The 12,756-nt window shown below is 75.2% G+C and carries 15 protein-coding genes; 6 read left to right on the top strand and 9 right to left on the bottom strand.

All coding sequences use genetic code 11. The annotated features are described in order from the left end of the window. On the bottom strand, positions 1-1,349 hold a 1,349-nt coding region (locus MNY62_RS17325), incomplete at its 3' end, for a DEAD/DEAH box helicase (protein ID WP_408629092.1). 182 nt (positions 1,350-1,531) lie between these two features. Between MNY62_RS17325 and MNY62_RS17320 the strand changes: the two genes are divergently transcribed. Beyond that, positions 1,532-2,215, top strand: a complete 684-nt coding sequence (locus MNY62_RS17320) for a hypothetical protein (protein ID WP_242345445.1) — start codon at positions 1,532-1,534, stop codon at positions 2,213-2,215. Positions 2,216-2,221: 6 nt separating this feature from the next. Here MNY62_RS17320 and MNY62_RS17315 read toward each other — a convergent pair whose 3' ends face one another. After that, a complete protein-coding gene (locus MNY62_RS17315) occupies positions 2,222-2,701 on the bottom strand; it encodes a CoA-binding protein (RefSeq protein ID WP_242345444.1) in 480 nt (159 codons plus the stop codon). A 219-nt stretch (positions 2,702-2,920) separates the two neighbouring features. Here MNY62_RS17315 and MNY62_RS17310 point away from each other — a divergent pair, with 219 nt between their 5' ends. After that, positions 2,921-3,169, top strand: coding sequence for a hypothetical protein (locus MNY62_RS17310; RefSeq protein WP_242345443.1), 249 nt, complete (start codon positions 2,921-2,923; stop codon positions 3,167-3,169). 51 nt (positions 3,170-3,220) lie between these two features. Further along, positions 3,221-3,802 carry a glutathione S-transferase family protein gene (locus MNY62_RS17305; protein WP_242345442.1) on the top strand — a complete coding sequence of 194 codons (582 nt, stop codon included), beginning with the start codon at positions 3,221-3,223 and terminating at the stop codon, positions 3,800-3,802. Positions 3,803-3,809: 7 nt separating this feature from the next. Here the strand turns inward: MNY62_RS17305 and MNY62_RS17300 are convergent, their stop codons facing one another. Together MNY62_RS17300 and MNY62_RS17295 are read right to left on the bottom strand one after the other, a co-directional pair. After that, positions 3,810-5,426, bottom strand: a complete 1,617-nt coding sequence (locus MNY62_RS17300) for a phytoene desaturase family protein (protein ID WP_242345441.1) — start codon at positions 5,424-5,426, stop codon at positions 3,810-3,812. A 120-nt stretch (positions 5,427-5,546) separates the two neighbouring features. After that, entirely contained in the window at positions 5,547-5,921 is a 375-nt protein-coding gene (locus MNY62_RS17295; RefSeq protein ID WP_242345440.1) for a VOC family protein, read from the bottom strand. Between the two features lie 175 nt (positions 5,922-6,096). On the opposite strand from MNY62_RS17295, the gene MNY62_RS17290 reads away from it, so the two are divergent. Continuing rightward, positions 6,097-6,579 (top strand): hypothetical protein, encoded by a 483-nt coding sequence (locus MNY62_RS17290; RefSeq protein WP_242345439.1) that lies wholly within the window; start codon positions 6,097-6,099, stop codon positions 6,577-6,579. Positions 6,580-6,616: 37 nt separating this feature from the next. On the opposite strand, the gene MNY62_RS17285 is transcribed toward MNY62_RS17290, so the two are convergent. From MNY62_RS17285 to MNY62_RS17275, 3 genes are all read right to left on the bottom strand, one after another. Next, positions 6,617-8,098 carry an amidase gene (locus MNY62_RS17285; RefSeq protein ID WP_242345446.1) on the bottom strand — a complete coding sequence of 494 codons (1,482 nt, stop codon included), beginning with the start codon at positions 8,096-8,098 and terminating at the stop codon, positions 6,617-6,619. 75 nt (positions 8,099-8,173) lie between these two features. Continuing rightward, positions 8,174-8,605 (bottom strand): DUF488 domain-containing protein, encoded by a 432-nt coding sequence (locus tag MNY62_RS17280; protein ID WP_242345438.1) that lies wholly within the window; start codon positions 8,603-8,605, stop codon positions 8,174-8,176. After that, entirely contained in the window at positions 8,602-8,988 is a 387-nt protein-coding gene (locus MNY62_RS17275) for a hypothetical protein (RefSeq protein WP_242345437.1), read from the bottom strand. Before MNY62_RS17275 ends, MNY62_RS17280 begins: the two co-directional genes overlap by 4 nt. A 169-nt stretch (positions 8,989-9,157) precedes the next feature. On the opposite strand from MNY62_RS17275, the gene MNY62_RS17270 reads away from it, so the two are divergent. Continuing rightward, positions 9,158-9,583 (top strand): CBS domain-containing protein, encoded by a 426-nt coding sequence (locus tag MNY62_RS17270; RefSeq protein ID WP_242345436.1) that lies wholly within the window; start codon positions 9,158-9,160, stop codon positions 9,581-9,583. A gap of 18 nt (positions 9,584-9,601) precedes the next feature. On the opposite strand, the gene alr is transcribed toward MNY62_RS17270, so the two are convergent. After that, entirely contained in the window at positions 9,602-10,780 is a 1,179-nt protein-coding gene (gene alr, locus MNY62_RS17265; protein WP_242345435.1) for an alanine racemase, read from the bottom strand. Positions 10,781-10,909: 129 nt separating this feature from the next. Here alr and MNY62_RS17260 point away from each other — a divergent pair, with 129 nt between their 5' ends. Continuing rightward, entirely contained in the window at positions 10,910-11,686 is a 777-nt protein-coding gene (locus tag MNY62_RS17260; protein WP_242345434.1) for a hypothetical protein, read from the top strand. On the opposite strand, the gene MNY62_RS17255 is transcribed toward MNY62_RS17260, so the two are convergent. Continuing rightward, entirely contained in the window at positions 11,598-12,755 is a 1,158-nt protein-coding gene (locus MNY62_RS17255) for a homogentisate 1,2-dioxygenase (RefSeq protein ID WP_242345433.1), read from the bottom strand. The genes MNY62_RS17260 and MNY62_RS17255 overlap by 89 nt on opposite strands. Position 12,756: the final 1 nt, after the last annotated feature.

Genomic DNA, 12,756 nt, shown 5'->3' with positions numbered 1-12,756 from the left:
GACCGCTGCGCGCGGCCGCCCTCGGCGCGGCCGCGGGCGCGCGCGGGCTTCGCCGGGTGCGGCCGCTGGCGCGGCTGGGCGGGGCCCGGGTCCTTCTGCGCGGAGGCGGCGCGCGCGAGCTCGACCTGGAAGATCTCCGCGTCGCGCGGCACCTCGGCGCGCGGCAGCACCGCGCGCGTGAGCCGCTCGATGGCGTGGAGGAGGTCGCGCTCCTCCGGCGCCGAGAAGCTCGAGGCCCGGCCGCTCGCGGCCGCCCGCGCGGTGCGGCCGATGCGGTGCACGTAGTCCTCAGGCACGTGCGGCAGGTCGAAGTTCACGACGTGGCCGATCTCGGCGACGTCGATGCCGCGCGCGGCGATGTCGGTCGCGACGAGCACGCGGTAGGTGCCGTCCTTGAAGCCGTCGAGCGCCATGCGCCGCTGCGCCTGCGAGCGGTCGGCGTGGATGCGCGCGACCTTGTGGCCGGCGCGCCCGATGTGCTTCCAGATCTTGTCCGCCCGCCGCTTCGTCCGGGTGAACACGAGCGTCGAGGCGTCGTCGCGCTCGAGGAGCGTGAGCAGGAGCGGGAGCTTCTCGTTCTGGCCCGCGAGGAACACCTGCTGCTCGGCGCGGGCCGCGGTCGTGCCGCTGCGCGCCACCTCGACGCGTACCGGATCCTTGAGGTGCGCGCGCGCGAAGTCGGCCACCTCGCCCGCAGTGGTGGCGGAGAAGAGCAGCGTCTGGCGCTGCTTCGGCAGCCGGCGCAGGATCCGGTCGAGCTGGGGCTTGAAGCCCATGTCGAGCATCCGGTCGGCCTCGTCGAGGACGAGCACCTCGATCGCGTCGAGCTTGGCGTTGCCCTGCTCGAGGTGATCGACGAGCCGCCCGGGCGTCGCGATGACGATCTCCCGCCGCTCCCGGAACGCCTCCGCCTGGGCGCCCATGCCGACGCCGCCGATGATCACGGCGCCGCGCACGCGCCGGCCGCGGCCGAAGCGCTCGAGCTCCTCGCCGATCTGGACGGCGAGCTCACGGGTGGGCGCGAGCACGAGCGCCCGCGTCCCGGCCGGCTTGCCGGCGAGACGCTCGATGATGGGGAGCAGGAAGGCCGCGGTCTTGCCGGTGCCGGTGGCGGCGGTGCCGATGACGTCGCGGCCCTCGAGCGCCGGCGGGATGGCCTGGGCCTGGATGGGGGTCGGGTGCTCGAACCCGGCGTGCGCGAGCGCGGTGAGCGCCTCGCGGGACAGCTTCAGATCTGCGAAGGACTTCGACGTCGACAGAGGGTGCTCCTCGTGGGAGGCGCGCGGCGAGTCGCGGCGCGCTCTTGAAGTGAGGCCGGCTGAACGGGGGGACCGCGCGGGCCGGGACACCTCCCGGCGACAGGCGTTCGGGCGCGGTACGAACGAAACGGCCGCGGATGGTATACCCGGCCGCGCATGCCGGGGCAACGCGCGATCGCTCGGGGTGGGGCCGGGTGGGCGAGAGGCTGCCGGCGTCGCCGGGGCCGCGCCCGGGGCGAGCGATCCGGCCGGGAGCGCGATACCGGGGGTACATGGACGCACGAACGACGCTGAAGCGGGCCGGGATCCTCGTCGCGGTGCCGGTCGCCGCGGTGGCGGGCTGGGCGGCGTTCGTCCGTCCCTGGCTTCGCCGCTGGGGCGCGACCGACGAGGAGGTCGCCCGGCCCATGCCCGGCGACGAGCTCGTCCCGAAGCCGCGCTACCGCTCCACGCGCGCCATCACCGTCCGTGCGCGCCCGGAGGAGATCTGGCCGTGGCTCGCGCAGATGGGGAACGGGCGCGGGGGGCTCTACAGCGTCGACCTGCTCGATCGCGCGCTCGGCGTCCTCGACGCGCCGAGCGCGGAGCAGGTGCACCCGGAGTGGCAGGATCTGAGGCCGGGCGACGTGGTCCCCATCGGCGGAACGCCGGGCTGGCCCGTGCACGCGGTCGAGCGGGAGCGCTCCCTCGTCCTGCGCATCGAGCACGGGGAGGCGCTCGTCACGCAGGCGTGGGGGCTCTACCCCGTCGACGCGGAGACCACGCGGCTCGTGCTGCGCGTCCGCGGGGCCGCGCCGCCGGGGCTCCGCAGCACCGCGCTCGTCGCCATGATCGAGCCGCAGGAGCTCATGATGGTGCGGGCGCAGCTCCTCGGGATCCGCCGGCGCGCCGAGGGCCTGGCCCGCGCGCGCCGGACCGGGGCGCGGGAGCTGACCCGCGGCGCTGGCGGTCCGTGAACGCCGTCAGAGGGGCTCGACGCGCGCCTTGCCGAACCGCGTGCGCGCCCACGCGTGCATGTTGTGCGGGAACCCGGTCTCGGGCAGCACCATGAACGGACAGAGATCGGTCACGACCGAGATCCCGTGCGCGTCGCAGTAGCGCAGCGCCTCCGCGCTCGCGGCGCCCACCCCCGCCCCCCGGTGCATCCAGACGTACCGCACGCCCGCGCGGGCGCAGTCGCGCACCACCTCCTCGGTCTGGGTCGGCGGCGTCAGGAGGAGCGCCGCGTTCACCGGCGGCTTCACGTCCTGCACGTGTGGGTAGCAGGCCTTCCCCTCGGCCACGTCGAGCGCCGGGTTCACCGGCACGACCTCGTAGCCCGCCTTCACGAGCGCGCGCAGCACCTGCCGGCTGAAGTCCTTCTCGTTCCGCGAGATCCCGACCACCGCGATGCGCTTCTGGGCCAGGAACTCGCGGGCGCGATCGAGTGCGATCCCCCGCATGGCATCCTCCTACGGCTTTGACGCTACCGCCCGGAACGGTGGGCGGGTTCCAGTCTACGGGGGTACCTCGGCGCGGTGCGCGCGGCAGCGCGTCGCGCACCCGTCCAGCCAGGCGGGCCGCTTCCGGGCGAAGGCCACATCCTGCGATCGACGACGGGGGGACGGCATGGCGGGGCGAGCGGGGTGCGAGGGGGCGAGGGGACGGGAGGGCAAAACGCCATGAGAGCACGGGCGAGGTTCCAGCGGCGCGGGCTCCTCCGGCCGAGGCCGTCCACCGCCCGGGTCGCGCGGGCGACGTTCGCGATCGCGGTCGGCGCCGCCGCCCTCGGCGCGCTCGCCGTGGGGAGCGTCGCCATCGCGGCGCTCGCGATCCGGAAGCTCGCGGTGAAGGAGGCGCGGATCGGCCGGCTCGAGATCGACGAGCTGCACGTCCGCAGCGCGCGCGGGCTGCCCCCGCCGCCAGGGTGAGCGCCGCGCGCCGTCCTCCGCTAGATCATCGGGCCGGAGGACGACGAAGCGATGCTCACCCTGTGGCACGCCTGGGGCTGCCCGTACTGCCAGCGCACCCGCATCCAGCTCGACGAGAAGGGGCTCGCGTGGGAGTCGCGCGAGATCGATCTCGCGAGGAAGCCGCCCGAGGTGCTCGCGATGAACCCGCCGCTCGGCGGCGTGCCGATCCTGGTCGACGGCGACGCGGTGATCCCCGACTCGCTCGTCATCGCGCAGTACCTCGAGGAGCGGTACGGCGAGGTTCCGCTCGTGCCCCGCGACGCGCTCGGTCGGGCGCGGATGCGGCTCCTGTTCGAGCGCATCGCCCCCCTCGCGGCGGCGATCGGGGTGCTCGCGAAGGGCGGACCGGAGGCCCGGCCCGAGGCCGAGCGGAGGGCGCGCGCCGCGCTCGAGCTCCTCGAGCGCGAGACCCCGGAGGACGGGTTCCTGCTCGGCGCGTACGGCCTCGCGGACATCGCGCTCGCGCCGTTCGCGCTGCGTCGCCCGGAGCTCTCGCCCGCGGCGCTCGGCTTCGTGCGCCTCGCGCGCTGGGCGGAGCGCGTCTCGTCGCGGCCGGCCGTCCGGCGGCACGTCGCGCCGAGAGCGTCCTGACCCACGCTCACCGCCGCCGCGGCCGCCACCGCCGGCGGTCGCGCAGCATCTCCCGCGCGGCGTTGTAGCCGCAGGCGCCCATGACCCCGCCGCCCGGGTGCGTGGCCGCGCCGCACAGGTAGAGGTTCGCGACGGGCGTGCGGTAGTCGGCGAACCCGGGCATGGGCCGCATCGAGAAGAGCTGCGGGAGCGTCATCGCCCCCTGGAAGATGTTCCCCCCGGTGAGGCCGAAGCGGCGCTCGAGGTCGGGAGGGGCGAGGACCTCGCGCGCCACGACCGACGCCGTGAAGCCGGGCGCGTACTCCTCCAGCGCCTCGAAGCAGCGATCCGCGAACCGCTCGCGCTCCACCTCCCAGCTCCCCTGCGCGAGCCGGTACGGCGCGTACTGCACGAACATGGACATGAGGTGCCTGCCGGCGGGCGCGACGGAATCGTCCACCACCGACGGGAGCGTGCACTCGAGGACCGGCGCGCGGGAAGGGATCCCCGCGCGCGCGTCGTCGAAGGCGCGCTCGAGGTAGTCCATCGACGGCGCGACGTGGATCGTCCCGCGGTGCTCCGGTCCGGGCCGGTCGCCGCCGCCCTGCAGCGCGCGGAACCGGGGCAGGGAGGAGAGCGCGACGTTGATCTTCACGGAGCCGCTCGCGTAGTCGATGTGCCGCGCCCGCGCCGCCGCCTCGGGCGGCAGGTGCGCCTCGCCGACCAGGCCGAGGAGCGTGCGGGTCGCGTCGGCGTTCGAGGCGACGCGCCGGGCGAGGAGCTCCGTCCCGTCCGCCAGCACGACCCCGCGCGCGGCGCCGTCGCGCACGAGGATCCGCTCGACGCGCGCGTTCGTCTGGATCTCGGCGCCCGCCGCGCGCGCCGCCGCGGCGATGGCCTCGGAGAGCGCGCCCATGCCGCCGCGCACGTATCCCCAGACCCCGCGCGCGCCGTCCACCTCGCCCATCACGTGGTGGAAGAGGACGTACGCGGTGCCGGGGGTGGAGGGCGAGGCCCAGGCGCCGATGATCGCGTCGGTCGCGAGCGTCGCCTTGAGCGCGTCGGACTCGAACCAGCGGTCGAGCACGTCGCGCGCCGCGCCGGTGAGAATCTCCACCGCCGCGGGGCCATCCTTGCCGAGGCGCAGGAAGCGCGCGCCCATCCGCGCGAGGCGCAGCAGCTCGCGCGGCCGGCGGGAGAACGGATCGGGCGGCGTCTCGAGGAGCGTCGGCTCGATGGCGCGGGCGATCCGCTCGAGCTGCGCCTCGTACTCCGGGAGCCGCGCGGCGTCGGGCGCGGAGAGCTTCGCCACCTCGCGCTGGTTCGCGGCGAGGTCGGGGCCGAGCAGGAGCGAGCGACCGTCGGGGAGGGGCGTGAACGAGGAGGGATCGCGGCGCAGCACCTGGTAGCCGTGGCGCGCGAGCTCGAGGTCGCGGACGATCTCGGGCCGGAAGAGGCTCACCACGTACGCGGCGGTGGAGACCTTGAACCCGGGCCACGTCTCCTCGGTGACGCACGCGCCGCCGACGCGGTCGCGCGCCTCGAGCACGAGCACGCGCTCGCCCGCGCGGGCGAGATAGGCCGCGAGGACGAGCCCGTTGTGGCCTCCGCCGACGACGATGACGTCCCAGGTACGCACCGGCACGCGCGGGCGCCGTGTGCAGGGCGCCCGGGGGCGTGCCTAGCGGGAGGGCCGGGCGGGCGCTCGGCCCGTCGGGGGCACCCTCGAGCGCCCGGCCCCGGGCACCCGAGGAGCCCCGGACCGTCACTGCACGGTGTGGTGGATGCAGAGGATGTTCCCGTCCGGATCCTTGAACCAGGCGCAGGTCTCGCCGTCCTTCTCGAGGATCCCGTCCTTCGTCTGCAGCTCCGGGTAGTCCTCGAAGCGCACGCCGCGGGCGCGGAGATCCTTCACCTCGGCGCGGACGTCGGGGACGTCCCAGCTCATCGCGGTGTGATCCGACTGCGGGGGTGTCTCGCGCGGATAGAGCGCGAACTCCGCTCCCTCGAGCTGGTACAGCACGTCCCCGGTCGGCAGGGTTCTCCCGGCGTGAATGCCGAGCGTCTCCTCGTAGAAGCGTCGCGCGCGCGCGACATCGGTGACCGGCAGCATGGCGGTGAAATGGCGGTTCCCCAGCATGGCGCTCCTCCTTCGACGGCTGCGACTGCGCGGTCGACGTAAGGGACGCGGCAGCTTGTCGCGGCGTCCAGCCGGGGATCCCGCGCGCGGGGGCAGCGCCGGACGGCCGGGCGCCGTTCCGTCCGCACGCAGCCGGGTGGCGTCCAGCGCGCGCGGGACGTAGCATGCGCGCCCGATGGAGATGGAGCACCGCACCGTGTCCCGCTTCCGGCTGCGCCCCGAGGCGTCGCGCGCCACAGCCCGGCGCATGAACCGCCGCTTCCTCGCGACGTTCGTCGCCGTCGTGGTGCTCGTGCTCGCCGCCTACGGGGCCGGGCTGCGCGATCCCGGCCGCGGCCTCGACGCGCTCGTCATCCCGTTCGCGCTCCTCCTCGTCCTCGCCGCCTTCTCCTACGTGCGCCGGATGCGCCGCTTCCGCGCGCGCTGGGCGTCGTTCGAGATCGGCCTCGAGGACGAGGCCATCGGGCGCGCGGTGATCGGCTTCCCGCCCGTCCGGATCCTCCGCGCCGACGTCGCGGCGATCGAGGAGATCCGCGCCGGACTCGCCGTGCGGGCCCGCGACGGTCGCGGGATCGTCGTGCCGCGCGAGCTCGACGGCTACGAGCGGGTGCGGGAGGCGCTCGCGGGGTGGGGGACGATCGCCACGCGAGGGCGGTGAAGCATCACTCGGGCGTGACCTCGCGCCGGTACCGCGCTCAGGCCACGGCCGGCGGCACCCGGCTCGCCCAGGGCCGCGCCGCCTCGAGCTGGGACGCGAGCCGCAGCAGCGACGCCTCGTCCCCGAACCGGCCCACGAGCTGGACGCCCACGGGGAGGCCGTCGGGGGTCCAGTGCAGCGGCACGCTCACGGCGGGCTGGCCGGTCTGGTTGAAGAGCATGGTGTTGCCGGTCGCCTCGAACGAGCGGCCGCCGATGTCCGCGAACAGCCGATCCAGGATCCGCCGCGACGGGAAGCGCGCGAAGGCGCGCAGCGCCAGGCGCTCGTGCAGGCGCGCGCCGAGGGTTCCGAGCCGCGCCGGCGGCCGCGCCATCGTCGAGGTGACGAGGACGTCGTGCGCCTCCATGAACGCGCCGACGCTCCGCGCGGCCTGGTGCATCTCGTGCTCGGCGAGCGCCAGCTCCTTCGCGCCGAGGAGCCGGCCGCCGGCGACGAGCGCGGCGGTCTCCGGCTCGAGCTCGTCGAGCCGCACCCGCCGGCCGGTCGCGCGCGCGATGAGCTCGACGTCGGCGGCGACCGACGCGCAGAGCACGACGAGGTAGGCGTGCACGAGCGCGTCGCGCGGAAACGCCGGGCGCGCCTCGACCACCTCGTGGCCGAGGTCGGCGAGGAGGGAGACGGCCCGCTCGACCGCGGCGGAGCACTCGGGGTCGGTGCGTGAGGCGAACAGCGACGCGGGCGTGAACGCGACGCGGAGCCGCTCCGGCGGCGCGCCGACCTCCTCACGGAACGGCCGCGCGGGCGGCGGCGCGGCGTAGGGATCGCCCGCCACCGGGCCGGCGAGCACGTCGAGGAACGCGGCGGCGTCCCGCACGCTGCGGGTCATGACCCCCTCGATGGCGAGGCCGCTCATGAGCTCGCCGTAGGCGGGCGCGAAGGAGACCCGGCCGCGCGAGGGCTTGAGGCCCACGATCCCGCAGCACGAGGCGGGGATGCGCAGCGAGCCGCCGCCGTCGTTGCCGTGGGCGGCGGGCACGATGCGCGCGGCGATCGCGGCGGCCGAGCCGCCCGAGGAGCCGCCCGGAGTGTGCGCCGGGCTCCACGGGTTCCGCGTGGGCCCGCGCAGCCGCGGCTCGGTCGTGCCCATCACCCCGAGCTCGGGCGTGTTGGTCTGGCCGAACAGCACGAGCCCGGCGCCGAGCAGCCGGCGCACCACCTCCGAGTCGAAGCGCGGCACGAAGCCGGCGAGCGCGCGCGACGAGGCGGTGACGGGGTGATCCTTCCAGGCGGTGAGGAGATCCTTCACGAGGAACGGCACGCCGGAGAGCGGGCCCGCCGGCAGCCGCGCGCGTGCGCGGCCGCGGGCCTCGTCGTCGTAGCGGGCGACGATGGCGTTGAGGCCGGGGTTCCGTGCGTCGGCTCGCGCGAGCGCCGCCTCGAGCAGCTCCGCGGCGGTGAAGTCGCCGCGCGCCACGCCCTCGGCGAGGGCGAGCGCGTCCATGCGGTCGTACTCCGGCATCGGGGTCACGGACGGTTCCTAACGAGGGAGCTCGCCGGCGGCCCGGGCCCGCGGGGAGCGTGTCCTGGCGCAGCGTCAGAGGTGCACGACCCGCACCTGCGGCTCCGCCGCGGCGAGCGCCTCGGCGAGCACCGAGCGGTGGCAGCGCGCCGGGTTCGCCTCCGCGCAGAGGAGCGCGGTGCGCTCGCCCGCGGCCGCGTCGAGCACCGCCCGGACGACCTCGGGGCGCTCCGCGAGGTGGGCGCGGTACCGCGCGAGGACGCCCGGGAGGTCGGCGGCCGCCTCCGCGTGGAACGGGTTCCCCGCCTCGGGAAGGTGACGGTACTCGAACCCGGCGGCGACGAGCGCGCGCTCGAGCGGGCCCCTCGAGAAGCCGGGCTTCGGTGAGCGCGCCGATCGCCTGACGTCGAGGACGCGCGTCACCTGCGCCTCGCGCAGCCGGGTCGCGAGGGCTCGCACCGAGCGGCCCTCGTATCCGATCGTGAAGACGAGCGCGGCGGAGGTCACTGCTTCAGCTGAGGTCGGTGCTGGGCCTCCTCGTCGAAGCCGTGCGCGACCACCACGTGGTAGACGGCGTACGGCTCCTCGCCGGAGCCCCCGACGAGCTCGAACAGGAACTGTCCCTGGTCTCCGTCGGGATCTGGCATCGCCTGCACGAACATCACCTCGCGCGCCTCGATGAGGATCTCGCCCAGGAGCTGCTTGCCGCGCAGGACCTGGATGGTCGGCGTGCGGTCCTCGTCCTCCTCGAGGTGCCAGTGCAGGTCCTCGTGGTCGTAGAGGTAGGCGTCGGACGTGCCCGCGCGGAGGATGCAGTTCGCGTGGCGCTTGAGCCAGCGCCAGAAGCGGTCGAACGCGAGGGTGGTGCCGGTCTCGACGGTCACGGACATGCTCGGAATATACCGGGCGGAGGAGCGCCGCGGGGGCGGGGAGGGGGCGAGCGTGGGGGCGCCCCCCTGGGACCAGCTCGGGTTCCCCCCGCGCGGGCGCATCCCGCCCCCTCCCGCGGACGTATGCACCAGGAAGCGCCGGAGGGCGCCGCGGGACGGGAGGTGCGCCATGCTGTGTCAGGACGTCATGAAGAGCGAGGTCGAGACGTTCCGGGAGACGGATCCGGTCCTCGACGTCGCGCGCCGCATGCGCGAGGTGAACATCGGGTTCGTGCCGATCTGCGACCGCGACGGTCACCCGGTCGGTGCGCTGACCGACCGCGATCTCGCGCTCCGCGTCTGCGGCGAGGACCGCCGCGCGAGCGAGACACGGGCCGGCGCGGTGATGACGCGCGAGATCATCACCTGCCGCGACAGCGATCCCATCGAGGCCGCCGAGGAGCTCATGGGGCGCTACCGCAAGTCGCGGATGATGGTCGTGGACGAGGAGGGGCGGCTCGTCGGCGTCATCAGCCTCTCCGACATCGTCGAGGAGGAGGACGACCGCCGCGCCGCCGAGACCATGCGGCACGTCTCGGAGCGGGAGCTGCATTAGGGCGGCCTGCGCGGCAGCCTACGCGTCCTTCGGCTCCCGCTCGGCGAGCGTCGACACCGCCTCGACCGCGCCGCCGCGGAGGTAGAGCCGCGGCACGCGGGCGGTGAGGCCGGCCAGGATCTCCCAGGAGATCGTGTCCACCAGGGACGCGAGCTCGTCGGCGTCCACCCGCTCGTCGCCGTCGCGGCCGAGGAGCGTCGCGACGTCTCCCGCGCGAACGTCGGGCACGGCGGTCACGTCCACCATGCACATGTCCATGGCGACGCGGCCGACCACCGGCGCGCGGCGCCCGCGTACCAGCACATGAGCGCGGTTGCCGAACGCGCGCCGGTACCCGTCGGCGTAGCCGCACATGACGAGCGCGATGCGCGACGGCCGGGGCGCCGCCCAGGTGCGGCCGTAGCCGACCGTCGCGCCGCGCTCCACCTCGAGCACGCGCGCGATGCGGCTGCGCAAGGACAGCACGGGCACGAGCTCCGCGTCGGTGCCGCACCACGGCGCCGGCCGGTAGCCGTACATCGAGAGGCCGGTCCGCACCACCTCGAGCGCCATCTCGTGGTCGAGGAGGACGCTCGCCGAGGCGGAGCAGTGGCGCTCCTTGACGAAGGGGAGCTTCGCGGAGACCTCGCGCAGCACCTCGAACTGCCGGCGCGTGAAGCGCTGGTCGCCCTCCTCCGCGGCGGCGAAGTGGGTGAAGAGGCCCTCGACGGAGAGCTCCGGGATCTCGCGCAGCCGGGTCGCGAGCGCGACGAGCGCGTCGGGGCCGAGGCCGTGCCGGTTCAGGCCCGACTCGAGCTCGAGGTGCAACGGGACCACCGCGCCGCGCCGCTTCGCCGCGGCCGCGAGGGCCTCGGCGACGTCGGCGGCGCCGACCGTGGGGCGGAGGCCGAGCGCGACCACGCGCTCGGCGTCGCTCGGCGGGGTGTAGCCGATGACCAGGATGGGCGCGTCCACGCCGGCGCGGCGGAGCTCCTCCGCCTCGTCCACGCAGACCACGCACAGCCCGGAGGCGCCGGCGGCGAGCGCCGCGCGCGCCACGGCCACCGCGCCGTGGCCGTAGGCGTTGGCCTTCACCACGGCGTAGAGCCGGGCAGGCGCCGCGCGGCCGGCGAGCAGGCGGACGTTGTGGGCGAGCGCGTCGAGGTCGACCTCGGCCCAGACCGGCCGGCCGCCCCACTGGGAGGGGTTCGAGGACATGGAGCCGTCAATATACCCAGCCGCCCCGCGCTGCCAGAGGGGCGAGCGGGCGGCCGCCGTTCCCCTGCCCGGGCGTGATGCGGCCAGGTCCGGGCCGCGCGTGCTACGACGCGTGCGTAGGAGGTGTCCGTGAGATACCAGCAGCTCTGCCAGACGCTCGAGGACGCCCGCTCCCGGTTCGCCGCGTACCGCTCCGAGTGCGTGCTGTTCGCCGCGACGCTGTCGCGCGGCTTCATGGAGTACGCCGGCTGGCCGCGCGAGCTCGTCACCTACGAGCCGCTCCCCGGCGACGCGCCCGAGGCGCCGACGCACCGGATCGAGGACGCGATGCACCTCGACGCGGACGCGTTCTGGCACGTCGGCCTGCGCCTCGCGATCGAGGAGCCGCGCGCGCGCGACTCGATCCTCCTGCGCGTGCGCTTCAAGAAGCTCGACACCCGCTACATCGTGAGCCTGTTCGGCTTCGAGGACTTCGAGGTCGCGGCGCCGACGCCCGAGCAGCTCCAGCCGATCTACGAGTCGATCCTGAACGCCGTGAAGCGCCACTACGAGTACGGGCTGCGCCTGTTCCTCGAGAACGGCGGGCGCGGCCTCAAGATCCCCATCTCCACCGAGCGGCTGCTCGAGCTTTCGCGCGGCGCGCCGCCGGTGTCGGCGCCCGGCGAGGGCGGCGAGGGCGCGGAGGCCGGCGAGGAGGAGGCCGCGCGCGCGCCGGAGCCCACACCGCACGCGAGGGCGGCCGCGGCCGCGCCGCGCGCCAAGGTGGTGACCGCGCCGCGCGCGAAGGCGGCCTCGCGGCCGCGATCCAAGGCGGCCGTCAGCGGACGAAGCTCTCCTGGTAGCCCGGGTCCTCGACCTCGAGCGCCGCGGGGGTCGCGGCGAGCGGGAGGTAGCAGTCGAGCATGACGGCGAGCTCGGTCGTCGTGCGCGCGCCGATCGAGCCCTCGTAGGCGCCCGGGTGCGGGCCGTGCATCACGCCCGCCGGGTGGTGCGAGATCGAGCCCGGGCCCACGCCGCGCCGAGAGGTGAACTCGCCGCGGACGTAGAAGAGGAGCTCGTCCACGTCCACCGAGGCGTGGGGGTACGGGCAGGGGATCGCCTCGGGGTGGAAGTCCACCACGCGCGGCACGAACGAGCAGACGAGCGCGCCGCGCGCGGCGAAGGTGCCGTGCCAGGTGGGCGGCAGGTGCACGAGCCCGGCGCGCGGCTGGAAGTTCAGGATCGGGAAGGCGAAGGGGTAGACCGCGCCGTCCCAGCCGACCACGTCGAGCGGCGACTCGTCGAAGCGGAAGCCGTGGAACGCGCCCGCGCGCTTCACGAGGAGCTCGCGGATCCCCTCGTCCATCGGCCCCTTCCACTCCACCCGGCGGAAGTCGCGGTGCGAGTAGGGGGCGTCCATGCGGAGCTGCCCGGTGTCGTTCCGCCACTGGGAGGGCAGGTGGACGCCGCCCGGGAACTCGAGCGAGAGCCAGCGCTGCGGACCGGGATCCGGCACGAACCGGTGGAGGAGGCCCTTCGGCACGTAGACGTAGTCGTCCTTCGCGAAGCGGAGGTCGCCGAGCGGCGTGCGGAGGAGCCCGCCGCCCTCGAACACGAAGAACAGGTCGTCGCCGTCGCCGTTCGAGAAGTAGACCGGGTCCTCGGCGGTGGGCGTCGCGAGGCCCGCCACCACGTCGGCGTTGAAGAGGAACGGGACGCGCGCGTCCACCGCCGGGCCGGACGGCGCGCGCAGGTCCTGCGTGCGGTAGTGCCGCTTCAGGAGCGCCCGGGGCGGCGCGGCCTGCGGGAGCGTGAAGCCGTGGCGGACCTCCGCGGCGTGCGTCGCGTGCGGCCTGTGGCGGTGGTAGGCGAGCGTGTACGGACCGTCGAACCCGGCGCGCGTGAACGCCTCCTCGTGCAGGAGCCGGCCGCCGGCGTCCCGGAACGCGATGTGGTGCTTCCGCGGCACCTCTCCCTGTACCAGCCGGTCGAGCATG

The sequence above is a fragment of the Anaeromyxobacter terrae genome (genome assembly GCF_022690685.1).
Classification (GTDB): domain Bacteria; phylum Myxococcota; class Myxococcia; order Myxococcales; family Anaeromyxobacteraceae; genus Anaeromyxobacter; species Anaeromyxobacter terrae.
The sequence above is the reverse complement of the archived record's forward strand: the minus strand, read 5'-3'. Positions and strand labels throughout refer to the sequence as shown.